The organism is Cyanobium sp. Cruz CV13-4-11, assembly GCF_024346055.1.
Classification (GTDB): Bacteria; Cyanobacteriota; Cyanobacteriia; order PCC-6307; family Cyanobiaceae; genus Cyanobium.
The window spans coordinates 1-22216 of the sequence record NZ_JAGQCH010000025.1 but is presented as its reverse complement, the minus strand read 5'-3'; the positions used below and the strand labels follow the sequence as shown (position 1 = coordinate 22216).

Below are 22216 nucleotides of genomic sequence, written 5' to 3'. Positions count from 1 at the left end.
GAAGAAGGCGGAGGGTCACGAGACACCTCGGGGTTGAAAGCGGGGGCCTGCCCCTCAAGGCCGGCGCGAGGGAGTGCGACCGTTGACGGCGAATGAGGCCCGGTAGAGCTCGGAGGCCGACATGGCCTGGGGATTGAGCGGCTCGCCATTGCTGGCGATGCCGGAGGCGGTCATCGCTCCGGCGGCCTGCATGCCGGTGGGGCCGCGCTGCTGGAACAGGAAGCCGTAGACGGGATGGGTGCGCATCTCGTCGAGGAAGTCGGTGGTGGTCAGCGGCCGGCCGTCATCGCCCAGCAGGGGCTTGCCCTGGGAATCGAGAGGTTCCAGCACGTCCTTGCCGTCTTTGTCGGTCCCCAGGCGGAAGCAGCCCCCCAGCTGCCCCTTGAAGATGTCAAAGAACGTCCCCCGCCGATCGCCACCGGTGCGGCCCTCAGCCTGGGAGAAGGCCCGCTCCAGCAGGCGGTCCTTGCGGAGCTGCAGCACCTGCAGCTTGGCCTCATCACGCTCGGCCGCCACAGCGGCGACTTTCTGGGCAGAGGCCTCCTCCATCTGGCGTTCGCGCAGCTCCATCCGCTCCTCGAGGATCTGCTTCTGGCGCTCGGCCTCCTGGAGGCGTGCGTATTCCTCGGGGTTGATCTCCGAGAAGCGGTTCAGCTGCTGACGGAGGGTGCGGATCTCCTTCTCAAGGTGGTTGTTCTTGCGGCGCTCCGCCTTGAGCGGATCGGAGGAGCGACTGTCGTCGGTTCCGGGGTCGCTGGGAGGTGTTGCAGCCGCCGGGGGCTGAGCAGGAGCAGGCGAATCCCCGGGGAGGTTGTCGCCGCCCTGGGGATCAGCACCGCCATCGGCGCTTGAGCTGGAGGCGTAGTTGTCGTCAGCACCTGCGGCCGCAGCGGCGGCGGCATTGGTGCTGGTGGTAGGCGGAGCAGAGGTGGCAGTGGCCATGACCCATCGCGGCTGTCGTGGAGTGAGCACCCCATCGCGGGCTGTGCTCTCCGCCTATTGCCTGGTCCCCCCGATCGGCAGGCGTGGCCAGCAGAGTGGGCCGATGGAACGACCCCGCCTCGATTCGATGCGCCGCGAGACCACCGAGGCGATGGTGCGCAACATCGGCCAGGAGGTGCATGAGCTCAGGGCCGCCCTGGCCGATTGCCGCGGCGATCTGGTGGCGGAGCCCAAGGTCACGGCAGCACTGCTGGCCCACGTGCTGGTGAGCAGCCGCGAGCTGCTGCAGAACCTGCTGATCGACACGGCCCGGCGGCCCAGAAAGATCGAGCGCTGAGCTGAGATCAGACCCCCAGCCCGTGTGACAGCTCGATCTGCGCCGCCAGCCAGGCCTCCACATCCGCGGCGGTGTAGCGGATCAGGCCGCCCAGCTGGATCGGGGTGGGGCCGTAGCCGGCGGTGGCCCAGTTCTCAAGGGTGGCGACAGTGATGCCCAGGTAGGCGGCCAGGGCCTCAGGCGTGTAGAGCGGCGAGGCCATCAGGGCAGTGCCGGCTGCCGCCACGGATGCGCTGGTGCTGGTGATGGTGCGGCGGCGGGGGATGAACAGCCAGCTCCCCACCGGCAACGGGTCTGAGGCTCCAAGGAGCATCTCGGGGTTGAGGCTGCGCAGCACTGCAACGCTGGTGCCATGGCGGTCCGCCAGCACCAGCAGCGTGTCGCCGGGGGCGATGACGACGACCCGGTTGGGCTTGAGCGAGGCCGTCACCCGTTCCCCCAGCAGCGCCTGGGTCAGCGAGCCGATGCCGCCGGGGCCGTAGAGGCCGCCGAACTCCAGCACCGAGAAGCCCGCGAACTGGGCCCGGTTGGCGGGCGGAAGCGTGCCAGGGCTGGTGAGGGTGGATAGATCGCCCAGCCAGATGGCTCCGCTGCAGGGTGTTTGCAGGGTTCCGCCATCGGGGAGCAGAGGCCGATGCCCCACGGCGGTCCAGGCCACCTCACGCTCCAGCCAGTCCCAGGGATTGCTGGCCGTCGTCGGCAGCAGCACCCCGCGGGTGAGGTAGCCCTCGTAGGTGAAGTCACCGGTGTCGACGCCAGGGGAGTTCTCCTTGGAGGAGATCTGCCGCAGGCGTTTGAGGAACGCCTCGAACAGGAACCGGCCGGTGCGGGGCGATTCGAGCACCCCCGGCACCTGGTTGGCGTAGAGCAGCAGCCGGGCGTTGGCGTAGCGCTCCAGTGGTGTGCGACCAGCCTGGGCAGCAGGGATGGAGAAGGGCGCCATCGCTCAGCCCCGGGCCATCGCAACCTGGAACGGGCTGCTGCCAGCGCCAGTGCCCAGAAGGGGATCACGGCTCCAGATCGCCAGGGAGGGCAGCATCAGCAGCAGGGCCTGGCCGTGACTGGCCCGCTGCCGACGCAACAGCAGATCCAACGGCGCCGGCTGCTGGAAGCGGGTCACCACCTCCTCCCGCAGCAGATCGGTGGCGTACTCGATCACGTCGGCCTTGCTCACCGGCAGTTCCCCGTCGGCCCCGACCGCCCCGGCAATGGCGGCATTGCGCCGCACCTCGATCGGTGCCTGCAGCTGCTCCGGCGACAGGCCTGCGAGTTGCTGGTCGATCAGTCCGATGGCTGCCAGTTCGGCCTGGGCCGAGGGGATCGCCCCCGGGTGGGTCTGCAGCAGACCCGCCATGGCAGCAGCGATGGCATCCAGGGCCTGGAGCTGCACCGGAATGGAGAGGGCACGGCGGATGGCCTCCAGGTCATCCGGCTGCCAAACGGGGAGTGGAGTCGGGGTCATGCCCCCTGTTGCCGCCGGAGCCGTGACCTGGCTGTCGTCCTGGGCTCTGTGGTCAGCGGGGCTCCATCACCAGCCAGAGGTGCAGAGGCCGGAGGAGCTGGCTCCGAGTGCATCCCTGCCACCGGAACCTGCAGCGACGGCGACGACAGCGACTGCGCCGTTGCCAGCGTCAGCTGGTGGCGCAGCTCCTCCCTGGTGATCACGCCCCGGTCGTAGAGCTCGATCCACTCACCCACCTTGGGCTGGGCCTGAATCGGCGGCGCCAACGGACTCACCGACACCTGCAGGCCGGCGCCGGGATCGAGGGTTTCGCCAGTGAGCGACACCCAGTGCTCCAGCAGGGTGGAGAACAGCGAGGCCTTCTGGATCGCCAGCGACTGGAGCAGCGCATAGCTCTGGCTGGCGGTCAGGCTGATCTCCAGCTCGGTGCGGGCGGCGCCACCGCTGCTGCTGGGGATCAGGGCATCGCGGCGCATGGTCTCGTCGAGGCTCTCCAGCCAGGCCCGGTGTTCGGCGAGCGAACGCGCCCGGATCTCCACGAACTCGAAGGACGCATCCGCCGGCAGGTCCATGCAGGTGTTCGGGCCCAGCACCACCGGGCCGGCTGTGCTGTTCCCCAGGGCGTCGACCATCCCCTTGCGCACCCCCACCGGCAGAGCCGTGCGGGAGAGGAGTTCCTCGTACTCGCTCTTGCAGCGGAAGTGATTGAGGTACTGGTAGGCAAGGCCCAAGTGGGGCAGGTCCCCGTCGCCAAAGGCCGAACCATCGGAGGTGTACCAGCAGGCCGGCAACCGGATCAGCCCTGGATAGCGGGTAGAGGAGGCCGGATCGCATCGCCAGCCACTGGGCTCACTGGGGTCGGCCGTCACCGGATGCAGGCACACCTCCATGCCCGTGGCCTGGCCCTCGGCCTCGGTGAGATGCAGGCTCCGGTAACTCCAGCGGTCGGGGGCATCGGCATCGCCGAGCAGCGAGGCGATCTGCTCGCGCACCGCCGCCTCACTACCGGGCTCCACAGGCTGAAGCGGTTGGTGGCGGGGTTCCCGCCAGTGGATCCTGCTTGGCAACCCATGGCTGGAGGGTAGTTCCCAGGTGAGGGCATCGGCCCGGGGCACCAGCTGCAGCCGGGGCAGCGACAGCCGATCCCCCCGGCGCAGAGCCTCCTGGCGGTCCCCCTCACTGGGCCAGCTGTGCTCGGGGGGAAGCACCAACACCAAGGCTGCCCCGTCACGGAGGACGAGCAGATCGGCAGAGGCGAGGAAGACGCCCAGGTCCGTGCCCCGGCCATCCACATCGGTCAGCACCGTCGCCAGAGTGGCTGGGAGGTTCAGCCAGCTCCCCCGGCTGAGCATCCCGGCATAGGTGCGCAGGGCATCGCGGAAGAACCCTGAGGGGCGGGCGGCAGCAAGCCTTCGCTCATAGGCACCCTGGGGCTCCCGCTCCCCCTGGGGCAGGTACACCTGCAGACGGCTGCTGCCGTCATGGGCGGAGAGGAGGTTCCAGCAGTCGGCGGCGATCTGCAGGGAGGGCTGCAGAGCGGTCAGGCTGGGATGCTGGGTCCAGGGGGGAGAGGGGGCTGGATGCACGCGCAGCGGACCGGGCTGCTTGCTTTTGCCACCAGGATTATTCGGGCCTGTGTAGCTGGACTAACAAGTGGTTCTCGGACCAGTGAACCATGGCTATCGCTGGAGGAGTTGGTCGAAGGGTCCTTGTGCGATTCTGAGTTTCAGCCCTCAGCCTGGGCACAGTCGAAGTGGTTCTCTAAAACGAGTGGAGCGGGTTCCGTCGTTCCCGGAACCATCGAAGAGAAAGTTAGTATTGCAAGAGTAGTAGGCCTTTGTCTCGGGGGATCAGTTTGGCCAGAGATGATTTTGCTTCAAAAACAATTGAGACACTCAAAGCCAGAGTTGCGCACAGGTGCTCGAATCCAGACTGCCGCGTCCCAACATCGGCACCTTCGAACAACCAGAAAGTAAACAACATAGGTGTAGCTGCCCATATTTGCGCAGCCTCACCGGGCGGGCCTAGATATGACAGCAATATGAGCGCCGAGGAACGGAAGTCTATCGACAATGCCATCTGGCTCTGCAGTAATTGTTCAATTGATATCGACAGAGACACAAATAGGTACTCTGCAGAGAAATTAAAAGACTGGAAGAATCAAGCCGAAGAAGCCGCTAGAGCGGAGCTGGGGAAGAAGTTGCCTGGCAAAGGTGATGCAATTGATACTGTTACGGCTGCGCTAACCGGCCTCCCAAAGACCTACCTAGCGGATGCTATATCCAATGTCCATCAGGCTAGTCAAAGGTCACTGGAAAACCTCGATCCGCGCTTTCAAGTAATGACTGCATATCGTGACGGCACAACTTCAATTGGAATCTACGCGAAAGAAAACGTCGAATGTTCAATGAGAATCAGCGGCGATAGCGTAAGACATTATCTCGAGAAGTATCAATTGCTATTTGAGCATGGCAAAGACTTAGAGATCGAATCAGAGTTGATAACGATAGAAGGCTCAGCTCTGCTAAAGGAACTGCTAGAAAATGCAGACGGTACGCTAAGCATTTCTTCTCCAAAGCTGCAGGCAACTCAGAAGCTATGGCTTGCCCAAGCAGATATGTCTCGAGTGGAGACTTTTGATGATATACAAGGCGTCATTTCCTTCGGCACTAAATCATTTACCTTTGAAGGTCATGCGTGCAACAATCTTTTTAATTTGAATTATCAGAGGTCATTTGATGCAAATGATGATAGAGTCAACATAACTATGTCCCTTGGCTTCGATCAATGGGAAGGCGTCAGTATTGCATCTTTGCCATTCTTCCATAAACTAGACTCTTTGTTTAAATGCATGTCCGAAGGCTGGGAGATGTTTACCTCGTTAGAGGTGGCAGGAACTAGAGTTTTTGCTAGCAAGGGAACATGCGTGGATAAGTGGGAGTATGTGCTTGACACTGCCAGCTTGCTGCATTACATAGCATGCTGCAGGACCGTGTCTCAATATTTTTCATTGAATATTCCATTTACGGCAAGGCTCTCTTATACATCCGACGACCATCGAAAGGTCAGTGAGGTTGCAGATATTATCCAAGGCAGACAGATTTTAAATGAAGACCGTATTTCGAGTAATCCGACATGCGAATTTATAGTGGACGATGATTACGCAATTGCAACCGTATTGCAAAAAATCGATCGGCCGATAACTATACAGATTGTCGATCACAGTCCCGATGAAGTGGAAGTCTTTGGCGAGCGAATAGCTTTACCTTCAAGGGTCATCACGCTTGACAATGTTCTCCCTCATGTTCAAGCCCAGCTATCTACTTTGAAAAAGGGTGATCTGATTTTTGTCGAATGGGTTCCACAGGATGATTTCAAGTGCAGTATTTCATACAAATCCTGAAAACCCCCTCAAGGGGGAAGGTCGCCACCATCACTCAGCTTCTCCACCTCAAGCTCCTTGCCTGCAGCTCAGGGGCAGCGTTTGGGCACCAAAGACATGACTCCTGCTGACCTCGACGCGATCAGAAGCCGGATCCAGCGGGCTTCCGCTGCAGTGCGAGACGCATCAGGGAGTGGCTATCAGACCTCGTACTGGGCATCGGGGACTGACTTTATGACCAACTTCAGGGCAATTGGAGTCAAGGCACCAGAGCAACTTGAAGACGACTTCCTAAACCTCTTCATTTGGACCTGGAGCCTCAAGGATTATCTCAAATCTTGCTTTGTGACAAAAGGTCTACGAGCCAACGGTGTCGAAGAGGAAGTAAATAGATGCCAAGCCCTCACGTTTGTCGCTGACATTGCCAACAGAGCGAAGCATGGCGATCTACGCGAAAGCAGATCAGGCGAATTTGCTGAGCTGGTTGATGTCGGCTTAAATGCTCCGCAAGAATGCATTGAATCGATTGCCATCGCAGGGCCAGATATCACCCTTCAGGTCAAAGATCCACAAATGGTTAAAATCCACGCCACTGTGGCAACCAGAAGCGGAGGCCGACATGATGCGCTGGTTGTCCTGAATGAGGCTATGGAATGCTGGGAAACAAAGGTTCTTTCGCAGATTGCGGTCTAGCAACATCATTCACCCGATTCGGCCCATAGGTTCTTCATGATTGCCATGTCTTCTGGTAGAGGGTGATGATGAGCTTCAATCCAATTCCACAACCTCCATCGCCACCACCCGCTGACTGCAGGCCTCCACAATCTCCCGCCACCGCTCCGAACTGACCCCAAGTCGCTCTGGGACCTCACCCGCTGCCTGCCCCAACCTGAGCAGCTTCTGCCCCCGCGCATGCAGTTCACGCCAGGAAGCCGGCACCTTAATCAGAAAGCCCTTATCCCTCAAGAAGTGATAGACCTCGCCATTGGCGTAGGTGCGGGCATAAGGCCGGAACGGACCGCGCTCAGGCGAATAGCGACGAGAGGCCTCGATGATGCCCATCATCGCGATCTGGCGCAGATCCTCAATCGGATGGCCGGTACGACGTGAGAGGTTGGCGGCCACCTTGTCGGCGATGTCCAGGTGCTGCATCGCCAGCTCATTGGCGGCGCTGTGGCAATGTCGGGGCCGCTGGCGCCGGCGGCGCAGCACCCTGGGTGGTGGCGGGAAGGCCAGCACCAGCTGCACAGCGCTGTTGATCTCTGGCCGTGGCCTCCGCCGCCTGGGTGACGTGGGGCGGTGCCAGAGGGGCAGCAGCAGCTGGGCTTGCTGCTCGCCCCCCACCAGCAGATCGCCGTGGAACCTTGCTTGCCGTTGCAGGGTGGTGGTCATGGTTCAGCGGGAGAACACCATCGGCACCGGCGCCTGGCTGCTGCCACGGCCGCGCCAGTAGCGCTGCTCGATCCACAGCACCCCCTGGCAGAAGGCATCCACCTGGTCGTCAATGCCGCCGCGGGGCGAGAACGCGAGCATCTCCTCGACCAGGGAATCAGAGCGGGGGTGGAAGCGCACCTGGCCCGCCTCCACTAGCGGAGCCACGGCATGGGCGCGGGAGGCCTTGCTGCCCTTCGGAGGGATCGCGATCAGGCCCGGCACCTGGCGCCGCAGCAGCTGGCACACCGCCGGGCCATTGGCGGCGTCTTCGATCAGGACCGCATCGGGCCTGAGGCCCTGCCGCTCCAGTGAACCGAGCGAGGCCAGCAGGAAGCGGATCACGCCCGGCAGATCCAGCTTCTGCCGGTGCGCCCAGAGCACCTCGATCTGCAGCTCCGCCCAGGGATCGGGGGCATTCGCCCCCTCAGCGGCGTGCTGACCAGAGCGATGGGCGAGGCCAGCATTGGTGGCCAGCACCAACCCCTGGCGGCGCGCTTCTTGCAGCGGGCTGCGCTCCGGCTCCAGCAGGCCCAGCAGGCAGAAGCCGCAGGGGTCGTTGTCCTTGCCGTCCTTGAAGCTCAGGTCACAGCTCAGCACAAGCGGCGCGTACCGCTTGGGGCGACCAGGGACGCCGGGCAGCGGCGGCTGGATCCAACCCTTGCGGAACAGCAGCCCTTCCGCTGGGCTCGGTCGCTGCTGATAAAGGGCATTCCACCAGTAGCTGCCCAGCCGGGTCCGGATCTTGAGCAGTTCCGGCAGTGGGAACCGTTCCGGGCACAGCGCCTCGCCTGGCTGGCGCCAGTCGGGCACCAGCGTGCAGGTGGCCGGGAAGCGGGGGCGATCCTTGATCGGCTCCGCGATCGCCGGCAGATCGAGCACATGCCAGTGCTGCGGCGCCTCCCCCAGCTCCTGCTCCAGCAGCCAGGCCACCACGTCCTGGTGGTCCCAGCGGGTCAGCACGATCACCTGCGCCGACAGGTTCCGCTGGATCGTGCCGGCCTCATCCGCCACCTCCGCAGGTTCGGCCCGGGTCAGCCAGACGCTGCGCAGCCAGTCGATCAGCCGCTCGCGGATCACCCGCGAGGAGGCATCACCTGGGCCCTTGTACGGGTCGTCGATGATCCCCAGGCTGTAGCCCTTGCCCGTGAACGGTCCATTCACCCCCGCTGCAATGCAACCGCCCCGCTCTGGGGTGAGCCAGTTCCCCACGGCCGCCGAATCCTTGGAGAGCGGGTTGCCGGTGAGGCGGTAGTAGTGGCGGGCCTCGCGGCTGTGGGCGTAGGCCAGCTCGGCCGAGTAGGAGGCGATGGCGCAGAACAGCTGCGGGTGGCGCTGGATGAAGTACGCCGGGAAGAGCTTGGAGATCAGCAGCGATTTCCCCAGCCGCGGCGGACAGGTGACGATCAGGCGGCTCAGTTCCCCATCAGCGACGGCCTGCAGCCGCTCGATCAGCAGCTCCGCCCAGCGATGGAAGCCGTAGCGGGGGTAGGCGGCGGCGATGAAGTCCCGCAAGGACTGGGGGACTGGCGGGGGCGTGTCGTCGTCCCCCGTGGGGAAGCCGAGCAAGCCGGCGTCGCCCCAGGGATCGGCAGCGGGGTCGAGCAGTAGACCGCAGAAGCCCCCGTGACCTCCTGAGCCGCCTGTGGGAGCACCAGAGGAGCTCGTGCTGGCCTGCAGGGGCTCCCGAGTGCGAGAGGAGGCATCGATGAGGCTGGTGGCGGTTGGCATGGCCTCAGCGGGGCTCGGGGGCCTTGATCGGTGCCCGAAGCAGCCCGCCGATCTCGGCGATCACCCGGAAGGCGCCGACCGCAGCGGAAAACTGCTCGGCGTCCATCGCCCGACGGGCGCACTCGTTGATGGCAAAGATCTGCTCGGCCTGGTGGCGGCGCCGGTCCGAGATCAGCTCCTCCACCATCCGCTCGCGAGCGAGGTTGAGGTAGCGGTTGATGGTCTGCGTGTTGTTCACCCCCCAGCTTTCACGAGCTTTTTCGAAGATCAGCACCAACGGAATCCGCTGCGCGATCCATAGCTGGGACTCGGCGATGCGGCGCTCCACCTCCAGCCTTGAGGGGCGTGGCGGCGGTTGGGCCTTCTTCCCCTTGGCACGGCGGGGTGGATTGGCATGGCCGATCGGCCTGGCCGGATCGGTGGGTTCGTAGATCGGCTGACCGTTGTCGTCCTCACCGCTGGCTGCAGAGCGCAGCTCCTCAACCGGATCCAGCGGCGCTGGCTGGGGCGCCTGGGACTTCCGACGAGCGGCAGCGGTGGCGGAACGTGCGACCAAGGGCAGCGGGTCCTCAGCAGATCAACAGCCAGGCCACACCACGACCCAGTCATTCAGGACTCCCGAGAGCGTAGCCCAGTCGAGCGTTCAAGGCTTTGCATGCCCGCAGCTTGTTCTGCGGCAATGGCGTCGGCCAGGACAACGACTGCCCCGCCCAGGTGCATGAGAAGCAAACGACGTTCTGACGCTCGCCTGACGGATGGCGTCAGACCCAGGATCCCAGCCAGGCAAAGGCTTTGAAGAGCCTCCCACTACTATAATACTTATTTATACATAAATATATTTATAGATAGAGAGGCCTTTAAGTGTCTATGGAGGGGTCTCGGGAGCCCTGTCTGGCTGTAAGAGCGACAGATCCCTTGCGAAATCAGGGTTTCGCCCTTACAGCCTCTGGCAGGACGGCAAGTGCCTACCGCTCCCCCGCCTCCAGTGTCCCCAGGGGCAGCCCGACAGCGCGGGTGGAGCCGATGCCGCTGAAATGCACCGGTCCGCAACGGCTTGCCCCGGGGAGTCGCAGCAAGATCGTCGCCCAGCTGTTGCCCTAGGCCGTCTCCTCAAGGATGCGGGCGAGGCCCTCGGCGCAGTTGCTGATCAGCAGCTCCTGCCCCCTCACACGTAGGCCATGCCGGTTGAGCACATTGGCGGCCTCTTTGGGATTGATCAGCTCGATCGGGGAATGCACTGTGGCGGCCGCGATCTCCACCAGCTCCAGCACGGTGCGGGTCAGCACCCGGTCCTCGGTTTCCACCCGCAGCTGGTACTGCAGGATGCGGTTGAGGCAGCGCCGTTCATCGGCCAGTTCGGTGGCCTGGCGGTAGCTGCTCCAATCGGTGCCATCGATCAGCGACTGCGCCTGCTCCTGGGTGGGAACGAGGGATGACTGCAGGCTCCAGGCTCCAGCCAGCAGGGTGCCGTACTGATCCCCGAGCGCTTGGGAATCAAAGTGCTGCGTCGCGACGCGGCTGAACACCAACACAGCCTGGCGGATCACCGGGATCAGCGAGATGGTGCGGGCCAACAGCCGCTCCGCGTAGGCGGGCGTGATCAGTGCGTCGAGATCCCGATCCAGCGCCTGCCAATGGGCATCGCGCTCCTGCTGGGGCATCTCGGCGGGGTTGCGCAGGGTGAGCTGGGCAAAACGGCGCCGGTCTGCTCCCTGCTTGAGGCCGATGGCGATCGAGGCGAGCAGGAACATCGAGCGCACCTGAAAGCGCGCCACATCCCCGCCGGGTGAGCCCTTGACGGTGGAGGCGTGGGATTCGGAGCTCGCGACGCGGGTGAGGGCGAGGATCGCCTGAATGCGCTGCTGGTCGAGCTTCTCGTTGCACTCGGCCTCATCGAGCACAACGGGCAGGGCATCGCTGCGCAGCGACTGGCGGATCCCGGCCTCAGTGCTGCTGCCAACCACCTGCAGGCTCATGTCGCCGAGCAGAACGCCGACAAAGCGCTCGAGCAGGGTGGTCTTTCCGGAGCCGGCCGCCGCGGTGAGCCAGATGTGGGGCCGCCAGCGCAGGGCGCCGCAGATCGGCGCCAGCGCCAGCCAGCCGGCCATGAGCAGGGCAGAAGCGGGCACATCCCACCAGAAGCGATCGGCCATGGTCAGCACCGTCAAGGCCTCCTCATCGCTGAGTGGTGTGGCCTCACCCGGGCCGATCAGGGCGGCACCGCGCTGGTAGCGGAAGGCGCTCTCCAGCGGGTCGGTGATGGCCTGGGTCACGCCGTCGACAACCAGGCGATCGCCGAGGTGGAGCACGCAGCGGCCGCGGTCCCACCAGGTGCCGCGCCCGCGCAGGCGATCAGGTTCGAACATCCCCACCGCGGCCTGGCGGGAGAACAGATCGGAGGCGGCGGCCGTCCAGTTGACGCCTGTGCGGGAGGGAAAGAGGGCCTCCCAGTAGGCGACAGGCGCCAGCCGGCAGAGGTTCATGCCGCCGTGGGAAGAGGCGGCCAGCCGCAGCACCTGGCCCGTGGAGGAGGGCTGGTAGTAGTAGCCATCGCTGTCGTAACCGAGGCAGGAGAAGGGCTCTCGGCCAGAAGCTGCGGACTTGCCGGGCACAGACGCCCGGATGTGTGCAGGCCGATGGCCTGGTCGCGCCGGGCGCCGCTGCTGGTTGCTCCTGCCAGCGTCCATGGAAGGGCCCCGGCAGGGGCGGGGCCAGGGTGCTGCGGGCGCGGGTGCCTCAGGGCCCGCAGCAGGCCACTCAGAGCCCTCAGCGGCGGCCTCTGCTGCGCTCTCGGGAGAGGGCAGCAGAGGGTTCGGCTCCTCGTGCTGCACCGGCCGGCTGTGGGCCTCCAGGAATGCGAGGGTCTGCTGAGGCGTCCAGTCCGCATCCGCCAGATCCCACCCCTCCGGAAGGGCAGGGTGCTCGGAGCCATCGGGATCTGCGGTCGGCTCAGGTGGCAACACCACGAACAGGGCGTCGACCAGGGGCAGTAGCAATCCCGAGAGGGCAGCCATGGCGCTGCGGCCGGCGGCATCGGCGTCGGGCCACAGGGTGACGCGCCGGCCTGCCAGGGGCTGCCAGTCGGCGGTGTGAAGGGCACGGCTGCCGTTGCACCAGCTCACCACCACGTGATCGGGCAGCAGAGCGGCCGCCGCATCGGCGGTCTTCTCGCCCTCCACCACCAGCACCGGTGACCGGGGCCGTTGCTGCAGCTCCGGTAAGCGGTAGAGAGGCCGCGCTGCCGGCCACTCCGAGCTGTAGGGATCGCGGCGCGAGGGGAAATGCCAGCGCCCGTCCAGCCAGGTGCGGTGCACGAACACCTTGCGCCGCTTGCCGCCGCTGCTGGTTTCGAGCCGCTGGATCCAGAACAGGGTCTTCCCCTCGCCATCGCGGTAACACCACTGGCCCACAGCCCGGCCGAGCTCTGGCATCGGGGCATCCGGCGGCGGCTCGTCGGGGATGCGCGCAGGCCGCTTGGCAGGGGCAGTTGACGGCAGTGAGGCCCTGGGGGGAGTCCCATGACCGTTGCCGCTCCCTGAACCACCAGGTCGGAGTGGCGGCCGCGGGATCCGGAGCATCGGAGCGCCGTGGCGCCAGCTGCCGTTCCGGGAACCCGGAAGACCCAGATGGGCCTCGATGCGTCGTGCCGCCTCGCCGAACTCCCAGCCGGTGAGCCGAATCAGAAGGTCCATACCGTCGCCGCCACCACCGGTGTGGTCCTTGCCGCCGCACTGGTTGCAGTACCAACCGCCGGGGCCGTCATCGCGGTCCCAGCGGTAGCGATCGGTGCCACCGCAGGCGGGGCAGGGCTGATGCCGGTTCTCGAGCTGCTGCGGGCTTAGGCCTGCGAGTTCGATCAGCAGCCGGGGCCACTGGCCCTCGGCGATCTGCATCACAGAGACGCCCATGGCTCGTTGCTGGCGGGGTGAACGGCTTGGAATTGGGCCTGCGGCAGGGGTTGTGTCGGCGCTGGTGCTTGCGAGGCCATCTGGCGCTGAGCAATGGCCCGCCGCTGCAGATCGGACTTCATCAGGGCGACGATCGTGCGGCGCAGATAGGCGGCACGACTTTCCATGCCATCGGCCTGGGCATCGACCCAGGCGACGACGGAATCCGGGAGCTGGAGCTGGACGCGCTTCATGGGGAGAGAGCGACTGATCGGAGCGTAGCTCTCGCGCTCCCGAGAGCTACAATGCCCAACAGTTGCTGGCGCTCGTGGCTCTCTCCCTGCGCCCTTACCAGCAGAACGCCGTCGATCAACTGCGGCTGGCCTTCATGGCCGGCCACCGATCCGTGCTGTTTGTGCTGCCCACCGGCGGCGGCAAGACCGTGGTGTTCAGCCACATCGCCCAGCAGGCGGCAGCACGGGGCAACCGGATTGCGGTGCTGGTGCACCGGGTCGAGTTGCTGGAGCAGGCCTCCCGCTCCCTGGCGGCATTGAGCGTTGAGCACGGCCTGATCGCGTCGGGCCGCTCCATGAACCTGCGGGCGCCGGTGCAGGTGGCCTCGGTCGCCACCCTGGCCCGTCGGCTGGACATGCTCAAGCCGGAGCACTTCCAGCTGCTGGTGGTCGATGAATGCCATCACGCCAGTGCAGGCACCTGGGCCAAGGCGCTGGAGCATTTCAGCGGTGCCAAGGTTCTCGGCGTCACCGCGACTCCATGCCGCAGCGATGGTCGATCACTCGGCGCCTGGTTCTCGACCATGGTGCACGGCCCATCGCCGGCCTGGCTGACGGACAACGGCTACCTGGCCCCTGCCCGGGTCTATGCGCCACCGATCGGCTTCTCAGCACAGGGCCTGCGGCGCCGGATGGGCGATTTCGATCTGCGCCAGGCCGCCGGTGCCCTCGGCGGCAGCCGCATTCTGGGCGATGCAGTCAGCCACTACGAGCGCCATCTCTCGGGCCGCACGGCGATTGCGTTCTGCTGCTCCATCGCCCATGCCCAGGCCGTTGCGGAGGCATTCAGCGACCGGGGAATCCGGGCGGCGAGCATCGACGGCAGCCAGGACAGCAGCACGCGCCGGCAGCTGCTGGAGGAGCTGGGCAGCGGCGCCTTGCGGGTGCTCACCTCCTGCTCCCTGATCGGCGAGGGGGTGGATGTGCCGTCGGTGGGGGGCTGCATCCTGCTGCGCCCCACCCAGAGCGAAGCCCTGCACCTGCAGATGATCGGCCGCTGTCTGCGGCCCCAGGCGGGCAAGGAGGCAGTGATCCTCGATCACGTCGGCAATCTGGAGCGCCTGGGCCATCACCTCGAGGAGCGGCACTGGACGCTGCAGGGCAGCCAGCGGCGCGAGCGCCAGGCGGCGGCTGCCATCAAGGTCTGCCCCCAGTGCTTCTGCACCACCACCCGGCGGGTGAGCGCCTGCCCGGAATGCGGCCACCTGTTCCGGCCGCAGCGCAAGAAGCCGGCGGTGGTGGCCGGCTCGCTGCAGGAGGTGAGTCAGGAGCAGCTGAAGGTGCGGCGCAAGCAGGAGCAGGGTGAGGCCCATTCGATGGAGGAGCTGATCGCCCTGGGCCAGCGCCGCGGCATGAAAAACCCGCGCGGCTGGGCCCGGCACGTGCTCGCCGCCCGCCAGACGAAGGGCCATTGGAGCCGGGTGGCATGAGCGAGCAGGCGATCCAGCAGCAGATCCGCCTGGAGCTGGGGGTGGGCCCGGTGCGGCTGTGGCGCAACAACGTCGGTGCCCTGCGTGATGAGCGCGGCCGGCTGGTGACCTATGGGTTGTGCAAGGGCAGCAGCGATCTGATCGGCCTGCGCCAGCTGCGAATCGAGGAGCAGCACCTGGGCCTTGAGCTGGCGGTGTTCTGCGCGCTGGAGATCAAGGCCGCTGGCGGCCGGCCGACAGCGGAGCAGCGCCAGTTCCTGGAGGTGATCCGCAGCCGCGGCGGCCTGGCCGGTGTGGCCCGCTCGGTGGAGGAGGCGCGGCAGATCCTGCGGCTGAGCTGAGGGCGCCGACGCACCAGCCACGTGGCCGTGGCCGTGGTTGTGGTTGTGGTTGTGGTTGTGGTTGTGGTTGTGGTGGTCGTGTGGATCGTGACGATCCATGAGCACGCGCAGCCATGCGGTTCCTGCGGCTCTGCGCTCGCGACAGGCGCGAACTCCCCAGTGTTCATCCCGTCTCAGACGGTCTGAGGCAGGTAGTGGACGTCCTGGGATGTCCAGCGGAATCCGATGGACTCCCGTGGAACCGCGCTTGTCACGGCCACAAACGGGGCGAGACTGAAACAGCCGTCACTGCTGGCAGTGACGGCATGACCACGGCGGGACACCACCACCGCAACAGCGCCAGGCCGTTCAGCGCACACCGCTCTGGCGCTCTCGCGAGTCAGAATGAACCCTTGCGCCTCTCGGGAACCATGCAGGACCTGCATCACCAACTCGAACAGGCCCGCCGGACGTTCGGTCGCTTTCTGCGCAACTGGCGCAAGAGCAACGGCTGGGTGATCACCACCCCCCAGGACTGGGCCAAGGCCTGCCCCGACATCATTCCCCCGGGCTTCCGGGTCTCCAGCGGCCAGTGGGCCAACCTCGAGAACGCCCAGGTCAAGCAGGCGCAGCCCAGCACCTTCCTGCAGCTGGCGCTGCTGAACCAGGCGCTGGCCAACAAGAAGCGCGGCGCCATCCGTGATGAGCTGCTGCGCGAGCGGGTCAACGCCGGCCAGCCGATCCGCAAAGCCGACGGCACCCCCTGGGGTCCGGAGGACTGGTTCGCCTGCTACATCGGCAATCTCAAAGGCCCCGACGAGCTCTGGCCACGGGAGCAGGAACCGGATCTGGCGGAGCAGAGCGCCCAGCTGCGCTCCCTGTTTACCGCCTTGGTGGAGCAGCACAAGCTGCGGCCGATCACGGCGATGGTGCAGCTGCTCAGCCTGGCGACTGATCTGAGCACTGACCAGCAGATGGCCATCGAGGGTGGGTTGCTGCAGGAGGAGGTGCTGGCTGATTCCGATCTGGCGATCGCGGAGGAATTGCTGCGCCGCTGGCAGCAGAGCCTTACATCTGAGATGGCAGGCGCAGGCAAGCGGCGGCGCTGATTCGATGCGCGTTGCCCATAGGGCATCTTCCTTTCTCGCGAGAGGTACATCAGTGGGTAACTTGGAAACGGCGCCCCCCAGCACTCCTTCCACGCGGGCGCTGATTTCCGGTCATGTGCACCACAACCGCGGGCGCGCCACAGGCGCCGTCCCTTGAGGATCACTTCTGGCGCCAATCTGCTCTCAACCGCTCGCTCAGTCGCTGGCAGGGGCAATGGCTGCTGCCCACCGCACTCCAGCGCCTGTCCCTGGGTGATTGCGGCCTGGCCTTGACCATCAGCCGCTCGCTGCAGGGCCAGTACCTGGCGACGCTGCTGCACGCCGAGGGCGGCTCACTGGATTCGGGCTACTGCGCCAGCCCGATCGAGGCTTGCCTACTTGTTCTCGGGCTCCTGAATCCTGAAAAATGGTATCAACGATGACACTCGCTGCTTATCACCGGCATCCCGCCTGGTCCCCCACCGTTCTCAAGGCCGCCGTCACCGGCACGATGGCCGCCTGGTGGCACCGCTTCCGCCCCGGCGCTGCCCCGTTCGTCCCCTCGCCGGACATGGTCAAGGGCGATCTGGTCGATGCCCTGCTGACGCCTCCCTTTGAGATCACGGGGCGCTTTGCGGCCTACGCCACGATCGCCCGCAACACCAAGATCGGCGCCGCCAACTGCGTCGAGGCCGAGGCCGCCGGCCTCACGCCGGTCAGCCACGAGATGGTCGAGCAGGCCCAACGCATCCGCGATGCCCTCCACACCGATCCGGTGATCGGTGAGGTGCTGGAAGCGATGGATCCCGCGGCCAGCCAGCAGCCCCACTTCTGGGATGACGAGGAGGGCCGGTCCTGCCGCTGCCTGCCTGATGTGGTCACCAGCGACGGGCGGTTGTTCGACCTCAAGAAGACCCGCAGCGCCGTGCCGCGCCGCTTCTACTGGCAGGCGAAGGATCTCGCCTACGACCTGCAGCTGGCCCACCTGGCCCTCGGCCATGAACACCGCAGCGGCAGCGCGCCCACCGAGGTGGGCGTGATCGCCTTTGAGTGGGAGGAGCCATTCGACTGCAGCCTGCTGATCCTCGATGCGCAGGATCTGGCGATCGGGCTGGAGCGCCGCGAAGAGGCCTTCCGGCGGATCGCCGAGTGCCAAGCGAGCGGTGTGTGGCCGAGCCACGGCCGCCAGCCGTTCCGTCCTGTGCCTAGCGGCTCTCGCTCTGCCGAGAGCGAGGCGGCTGCGATGGAGGCTCTGGCTCTGTTCTGAGCACTCCTGGCCTGGGGCCGCTTGCCCCCGATCCAGTCGCCCCCTTCGGGGCCTCCTCCCCCTTTGTTCCCTCCCCATTCCCATCAGTCATGACCCCAACCGACACCGCACCGCCAGGTGCAGCCTCAGCACCACCCCAGCCCGGTGGAGCTGGTGCGCTGGTCCGCACCAGCGGCAGCGAGATCAGCGCCGGCGTCTTCTCAGGCATCGCAGCCTTTGAGGCGGCGCAGCGGATGGCCCAGTGCCTCTGCTCCAGCACCATGGTGCCCACGGAGTACCGCGGCCAGCAGGGGCTGGCCAACTCCCTGATCGCCCTTGAGATCGCCGGCCGCATGGGGCTCTCGCCCCTGGTGGTGATGCAGAACATGACGCCGATTCACGGGCGGCCGAGCTGGTCGAGTTCGTTCCTGATCGCCACGGTCAACGCCTCGGGCCGGTTCACACCGTTGCGCTTCCACTTCGACGACGAGGAGAACCCGAGCTGGTGTTACGCGGAGGCCTGCGACCGCAGCAGCGGCGAAACGCTCAAGGGCGAGAAGGTGAGCGTGGCGATGGCCAAGCGTGAGGGCTGGTGGAGCCGCAAGGACCGCCACGGCAACGAGACCAGCAAGTGGCAGACGATGACCGGCCAGATGCTGCGGTATCGGGCGGCGTCCTTCTGGGTGCGGGTCTATTGCCCGGAGATGAGCCTGGGCCTCACCACCCAGGAGGAGGCGCTCGATGCCAACGCCCCGGCGGCGGCGGTGCAGACGGTCACGGTGCGAGAGGTACCGCTCGCCAAGGGCAATGGAACCGGCGGAGCTGTTCCTCAACCGATCCGGCCAATGCCCTTGAGGGAGCAGGCGGTTCAGGCAGAACCCAAGGACGTCGATGACGCCGCCGGCCAGGAGGAGCAGCCAGCCAGCGACGTTGCCTCGACAGCGCCGCTCGAGACACCGGCCGCAGAAGACCAACACCCCAGCACTCCCCCGTCGGGCGAGCCGGAGGCTCAACCCGCCACACGAGCCCGTCGCGGCACCGCCCGAGGGCGTCGCAGCGTCACCGCGTCGGATGAGCCCGCGGCATCCGCGCCGGCTGCAGCTCCCCAGCCCTCGGAGCCAGTGACGGCAGGGGCCGACGGATCGGATCCAGTCACGGAGGGGACTCCAGAACTGGGAGCCATGCAGGAGCTGTTCGCCGCCGCGGCCTCACCAGCCAGCCATCACAGCAGTGGGGCGGCTCAGGTAGTAGGCCCCACTGCGGAGGCCAGCCAGGTCGCCGAGGCGCCGGAACTGCTGGAACCCACCGAACCCAGCGCCGCGGAGGTGGTGCAATCCGGGCTGCAGGAGATCCCGAGGATCGCATCGCTCCAGGCCCTGGATGGCGCCAAGGCCCGCGTCAATGCCCTGCTGGCCAGTGGCCGCATCAACGAAGACGGTGCCGAGCGGCTGTGGGCGGTGATCGATCGCCGCCGTCAGGAGCTGCAGGCCGTCAGTGAGGCGGAAGCGGAGGAAGCGCCATGAGCTTCCGCAGTCACATGCTCAGCGCCATCGGCTCCCTTGAAGCGGCGCTGCAGACGGCGGAGCAGGAGCGGGATCGGGGTGTGTTCGAGCTGGCCCGCGGCGTGCGCTCCCAGCTGCAGCTGATCCGGCTGGCGGAACGGGTTGCGCTGGTGCGGGGCCTCTGGCGCCACGCCCAGGAACTGCTGCCGCCTGGTCTGCCGCCCCAGGGGGACACCAGCCGGAGGGCGAGCTGATGGACACCTCTGTTCATCGGCCCCGCGCGCTGCGGCGTCCGCTGGGCCGTCACAAGAAGGCGGTGGCCCTGCATACCGACACCTACCTGCGGCTGCGGGCGTATGCCCAGCAACACAACCTCACCTGGAGCGGCGCGATCCATGAGCTGCTGCGCACCCATCCCCTGATCGATCTCCCCTCCCTGCTGGCGGCTCAGCAGGAAGGCCACCCCTCTGCGGAGTCCAAGCCATGAGCCTCAACACGATCACCCTGGTCGGCCACGCCGGCCGGGATCCGGAGATCCGCTTCTTTGAAAGCGGCACCGTCGTTGCGCACTTCACCGTGGCGGTGAACAAGCCGGGGCGGGACGAGCCGCCCGACTGGTTCAACATCGAGATCTGGGGCAAGCAGGCCCAGGTGGCGGCCGATTACGTCAGCAAGGGCTCGCTTGTTGGGATCGTCGGCCGGATGACCAGCGAGCAGTGGACCGACCGCAACACCGGCGAGCTGCGCAGCAAACCGCTGGTGAGGGCCGAGCGGCTGGCCCTGCTGGGCAGCAAGAACGCCATGCCACAGACCGAGGGAGCCCACTCCGCCGGTTCCGCCATCGGTGGCCAAGGCGCCAGCAGCACTGCCGCCCAGCCAGCAGGCCCGGCCCAGGGAACCGGGCGCCCACCGAGTGCGACCGGTTGGGGCGCCCCCGCCGGCGCCAGCACACCGGGAGCAGCGTCGGCACCGACCTGGACGAGCAGCGGCCCGATCAGCGCTGAGGAGGTTCCCTTCTGATGACCCACCATCACCGCGAGCTGGGCTTGCCCGCCTTCCCTCGCCCCTACCCGGTGAAGAGGGAGCAGCGCTCATCCCGCCCTGGTGACCCAGAAAGCCTGCGGCCTCTGCTGTGGACGGTGCTGCTGCTCCAGGGCCTCACCCTCCTGCTCCTGGTGGCGGGCCCATTCCCGGGCAGCCAGCTGCAAAGAGGACAGGAGCGCGCGCTGACGACGTTGGTTCCCTTCTCAGACACACCTCCGAGCGCGCCAGCTGTGACGCCGGGAGGGAGGCCATGAGTCGAGTAACAGCTGCGCAGCCCAAGGAGGTGATCACGCCAGAGGACTGGCTCGATGCACGCTCCATCGGAAGGCTGCTGAAAGTGAGCGAGAAAACGTTGTGCCGCTGGCGCAAGGCCGGCTTGTTCCAACCCGGGGTCCATTGGCGGCGCAAATTTCCCAGCGCCAATTCGCCCGTTCTCTATCACCTTCATCGCTGCAATGACGCGATGAATGAGGCCACAGCTCGAACGCCCCATCTCCTGGAAACGGACTGACGTTGACCCGCCTTCGTCTTCAAGCCCCCCTACCGGCATCACCCGGCGAGGGGGGCTTTGTCATGGCCGCGAGGTCCAGGAGGGGGCGGCGGCGTCCGTACAAATCCGTACACCAGCCCCCAGGCTGGCGAGATGACGGGGTCGAGGAAGGGCCTTGAGGAAGCCGCCATGAAGCCCGTACGGGTACAAATCGGGGCCTGACTTGGCCCAGAGATGGGCTTTGGAGGCGCTGTCCGGGCCTGTCTGGACAGGGCGTTTCGGGCCCCGTTCGTACATTTTCCGTACATCGGCCCTTTTTGGCGAAAAAAGAGGGTCCTCAGCATCGCCGAGAACCCTTGCTATCACTTGAATCGGGGCGACAGGATTCGAACCTGCGACCTAGTGCTCCCAAAGCACCCGCGCTACCAAACTGCGCCACGCCCCGCCTTTGACACCTTAGTCCACGCCCCGGCGACAGTCGCTGCAGTGACAGAAAGCCAGGCCCTGGAAGGGGACTGCGCATGGGTCTGGTGCACAGGCTTGATTGGCCCAGAGGGCTCGAGGATGGGCCATGGTGGCGGCTTCGCTTCAGCCGATTCCCTGCTGCGGCGGGTGCAGGGCTTGAGGATCAACCTGCTGAGCAGCGGTGGCAGGACATCGTCCGTCTCTCCAATACGAATCGATGCCAGGCCGAAGTCGCACTTCGTGAATGGCCGCAGGAGAGGTATTTTCTCATCATTCTCAGGGCTACTATCGGCACAGTTGATAGCTCGAACACAACCAAAGCATCCCAACCTCTGCGGGCTTTAGTACCCATCTCTAAATCAACAGCTCCGAGCAGAGCCTAACCCTCAGATATGCTGAGGCGCTGGCGCCAACAGAGATCTGTCCAGGTATTGATCAAGAATCGTTCCTGGCAACACTGGGCCCTCTGTGAAAGCCAGCCCAACAACAATGTTGTGGTTCAGAATGTTTATCCACTTCACGCAGGCAGACAGGTAAACATTCTGGAAAAGTCTGTTATCACTGACATTGAGGAAGACATGATCGTTGGCGTTGACTTCAAGTGATCCACGATGAACGATGCAGGCTCCGGTCCTGCTGATGTCACCCAGCGTCACGAAGCCTGCACTTCCCGAGGGAAGATGGATGCTCGCAGGGATTCCAGATGGCAACGCTTGTCGCAGTGAACTTCGCCGTTCCTGGGGCCGCCCTTCAATTCCTGAATGCCCCAATAACATAAATAATAGCCGACATTCATATCATTTTTTATCGGCCGCACCCTGCGTTGTCAATGGCGAATTGTCGTCAGGGATACATCACTCAGCCCCCAAGGACTAAGGAGACTCTGGAAAACCAGGCCAGCTCGCGCGAGAATGGCGGCGTAATCGCAGGCCAGGACTGGATTAATGGGCGGCAGGCAGCTCGGCTTCTCTGATTACGAGCAGACGACCGCCAAGAAGCAGACCAAGCGCGAGAAGTTCCTGGCGGAGATGGAGTCGGTCGTTCCCTGGGACGCCTTGATCGCTCTGATCGAGCCCTTTTACCCCAAGACCAGCAAGAAGGGCGGCAGGCCTCCCTATCCGCTGGCCACCATGCTGCGGGTTCATCTCCTGCAGCAGTGGTATTCG

Annotated in this window: 22 protein-coding genes, 1 tRNA gene and 1 pseudogene; 13 read left to right on the top strand and 11 right to left on the bottom strand. The window is 65.4% G+C overall.

The features are described 5' to 3' along the window. Positions 1–54 precede the first annotated feature (54 nt). Positions 55–942, bottom strand: a complete 888-nt coding sequence (locus tag KBZ12_RS15550) for a hypothetical protein (RefSeq protein WP_254958908.1) — start codon at positions 940–942, stop codon at positions 55–57. 103 nt (positions 943–1045) lie between these two features. Between KBZ12_RS15550 and KBZ12_RS15545 the strand changes: the two genes are divergently transcribed. Next, complete coding sequence (locus KBZ12_RS15545) at positions 1046–1279, top strand: hypothetical protein (protein ID WP_254958906.1); 234 nt, start codon at positions 1046–1048, stop codon at positions 1277–1279. Positions 1280–1286: 7 nt separating this feature from the next. On the opposite strand, the gene KBZ12_RS15540 is transcribed toward KBZ12_RS15545, so the two are convergent. Genes KBZ12_RS15540 through KBZ12_RS15530 form a run of 3 tightly spaced genes read right to left on the bottom strand, consistent with a single transcriptional unit; the run spans position 1287 to position 4327 of the window. Further along, positions 1287–2222 (bottom strand): helix-turn-helix domain-containing protein, encoded by a 936-nt coding sequence (locus KBZ12_RS15540; RefSeq protein ID WP_254958905.1) that lies wholly within the window; start codon positions 2220–2222, stop codon positions 1287–1289. Positions 2223–2225: 3 nt separating this feature from the next. Then, complete coding sequence (locus KBZ12_RS15535; RefSeq protein WP_254958904.1) at positions 2226–2741, bottom strand: hypothetical protein; 516 nt, start codon at positions 2739–2741, stop codon at positions 2226–2228. After that, entirely contained in the window at positions 2738–4327 is a 1590-nt protein-coding gene (locus tag KBZ12_RS15530) for a DUF4055 domain-containing protein (RefSeq protein WP_254958903.1), read from the bottom strand. Before KBZ12_RS15530 ends, KBZ12_RS15535 begins: the two co-directional genes overlap by 4 nt. A 455-nt stretch (positions 4328–4782) precedes the next feature. On the opposite strand from KBZ12_RS15530, the gene KBZ12_RS15525 reads away from it, so the two are divergent. Both KBZ12_RS15525 and KBZ12_RS15520 read left to right on the top strand, forming a co-directional pair. Further along, positions 4783–6144: a hypothetical protein gene (locus tag KBZ12_RS15525; protein ID WP_254958902.1), complete on the top strand. Its 1362-nt coding sequence runs from the start codon at positions 4783–4785 to the stop codon at positions 6142–6144. 81 nt (positions 6145–6225) lie between these two features. Continuing rightward, positions 6226–6816: a hypothetical protein gene (locus tag KBZ12_RS15520; protein ID WP_254958901.1), complete on the top strand. Its 591-nt coding sequence runs from the start codon at positions 6226–6228 to the stop codon at positions 6814–6816. Positions 6817–6891: 75 nt separating this feature from the next. Here KBZ12_RS15520 and KBZ12_RS15515 read toward each other — a convergent pair whose 3' ends face one another. The 5 genes from KBZ12_RS15515 to KBZ12_RS15495 form a co-directional block, all read right to left on the bottom strand. Then, positions 6892–7515 (bottom strand): sigma-70 family RNA polymerase sigma factor, encoded by a 624-nt coding sequence (locus KBZ12_RS15515; protein ID WP_254958900.1) that lies wholly within the window; start codon positions 7513–7515, stop codon positions 6892–6894. A gap of 3 nt (positions 7516–7518) precedes the next feature. Then, entirely contained in the window at positions 7519–9285 is a 1767-nt protein-coding gene (locus KBZ12_RS15510) for a terminase (protein WP_254958899.1), read from the bottom strand. 4 nt (positions 9286–9289) lie between these two features. After that, positions 9290–9841, bottom strand: a complete 552-nt coding sequence (locus tag KBZ12_RS15505) for a hypothetical protein (protein WP_254958898.1) — start codon at positions 9839–9841, stop codon at positions 9290–9292. A gap of 541 nt (positions 9842–10382) precedes the next feature. Next, entirely contained in the window at positions 10383–13193 is a 2811-nt protein-coding gene (locus KBZ12_RS15500; protein ID WP_254958897.1) for a primase-helicase zinc-binding domain-containing protein, read from the bottom strand. After that, positions 13178–13426: a hypothetical protein gene (locus tag KBZ12_RS15495; RefSeq protein ID WP_254958896.1), complete on the bottom strand. Its 249-nt coding sequence runs from the start codon at positions 13424–13426 to the stop codon at positions 13178–13180. Before KBZ12_RS15495 ends, KBZ12_RS15500 begins: the two co-directional genes overlap by 16 nt. 74 nt (positions 13427–13500) lie before the next feature. Here KBZ12_RS15495 and KBZ12_RS15490 point away from each other — a divergent pair, with 74 nt between their 5' ends. From KBZ12_RS15490 to KBZ12_RS15450, 9 genes and pseudogenes are all read left to right on the top strand, one after another. Next, the gene (locus KBZ12_RS15490; protein ID WP_254958894.1) at positions 13501–14895 is read left to right on the top strand and encodes a DEAD/DEAH box helicase; all 1395 of its coding nucleotides are present in this window, start codon (positions 13501–13503) and stop codon (positions 14893–14895) included. Further along, positions 14892–15236 carry a VRR-NUC domain-containing protein gene (locus KBZ12_RS15485; RefSeq protein ID WP_254958893.1) on the top strand — a complete coding sequence of 115 codons (345 nt, stop codon included), beginning with the start codon at positions 14892–14894 and terminating at the stop codon, positions 15234–15236. Before KBZ12_RS15490 ends, KBZ12_RS15485 begins: the two co-directional genes overlap by 4 nt. Before the next feature lie 392 nt (positions 15237–15628). Further along, positions 15629–16324 (top strand): hypothetical protein, encoded by a 696-nt coding sequence (locus tag KBZ12_RS15480; protein ID WP_254958892.1) that lies wholly within the window; start codon positions 15629–15631, stop codon positions 16322–16324. Between the two features lie 113 nt (positions 16325–16437). After that, positions 16438–16746 (top strand): hypothetical protein, encoded by a 309-nt coding sequence (locus KBZ12_RS15475; protein ID WP_254958891.1) that lies wholly within the window; start codon positions 16438–16440, stop codon positions 16744–16746. Continuing rightward, the gene (locus KBZ12_RS15470) at positions 16743–17570 is read left to right on the top strand and encodes a PD-(D/E)XK nuclease-like domain-containing protein (RefSeq protein WP_254958890.1); all 828 of its coding nucleotides are present in this window, start codon (positions 16743–16745) and stop codon (positions 17568–17570) included. The genes KBZ12_RS15475 and KBZ12_RS15470 overlap by 4 nt, the downstream gene beginning before the upstream one ends. An 89-nt stretch (positions 17571–17659) precedes the next feature. Further along, positions 17660–19072: a recombinase RecT gene (locus KBZ12_RS15465; protein ID WP_254958889.1), complete on the top strand. Its 1413-nt coding sequence runs from the start codon at positions 17660–17662 to the stop codon at positions 19070–19072. Continuing rightward, positions 19069–19305: a hypothetical protein gene (locus tag KBZ12_RS15460; protein WP_254958888.1), complete on the top strand. Its 237-nt coding sequence runs from the start codon at positions 19069–19071 to the stop codon at positions 19303–19305. The genes KBZ12_RS15465 and KBZ12_RS15460 overlap by 4 nt, the downstream gene beginning before the upstream one ends. Continuing rightward, positions 19305–19538, top strand: coding sequence for a hypothetical protein (locus KBZ12_RS15455; protein ID WP_254958887.1), 234 nt, complete (start codon positions 19305–19307; stop codon positions 19536–19538). The genes KBZ12_RS15460 and KBZ12_RS15455 overlap by 1 nt, the downstream gene beginning before the upstream one ends. After that, positions 19535–19900: pseudogene (locus KBZ12_RS15450) on the top strand (single-stranded DNA-binding protein); the annotation flags it as partial. The gene KBZ12_RS15455 and the pseudogene KBZ12_RS15450, both read left to right, overlap by 4 nt. Positions 19901–20956: 1056 nt before the next feature. On the opposite strand, the gene KBZ12_RS15445 reads toward KBZ12_RS15450, so the two are convergent. Beyond that, positions 20957–21030: transfer RNA gene (locus KBZ12_RS15445), tRNA-Pro, on the bottom strand. A gap of 406 nt (positions 21031–21436) precedes the next feature. Beyond that, positions 21437–21826, bottom strand: coding sequence for a PilZ domain-containing protein (locus KBZ12_RS15440; RefSeq protein ID WP_254958885.1), 390 nt, complete (start codon positions 21824–21826; stop codon positions 21437–21439). Positions 21827–21994: 168 nt separating this feature from the next. Here KBZ12_RS15440 and KBZ12_RS15435 point away from each other — a divergent pair. Beyond that, positions 21995–22216 (top strand): transposase (locus KBZ12_RS15435; protein WP_254958884.1); only part of this gene is annotated, 222 nt, incomplete at its 3' end.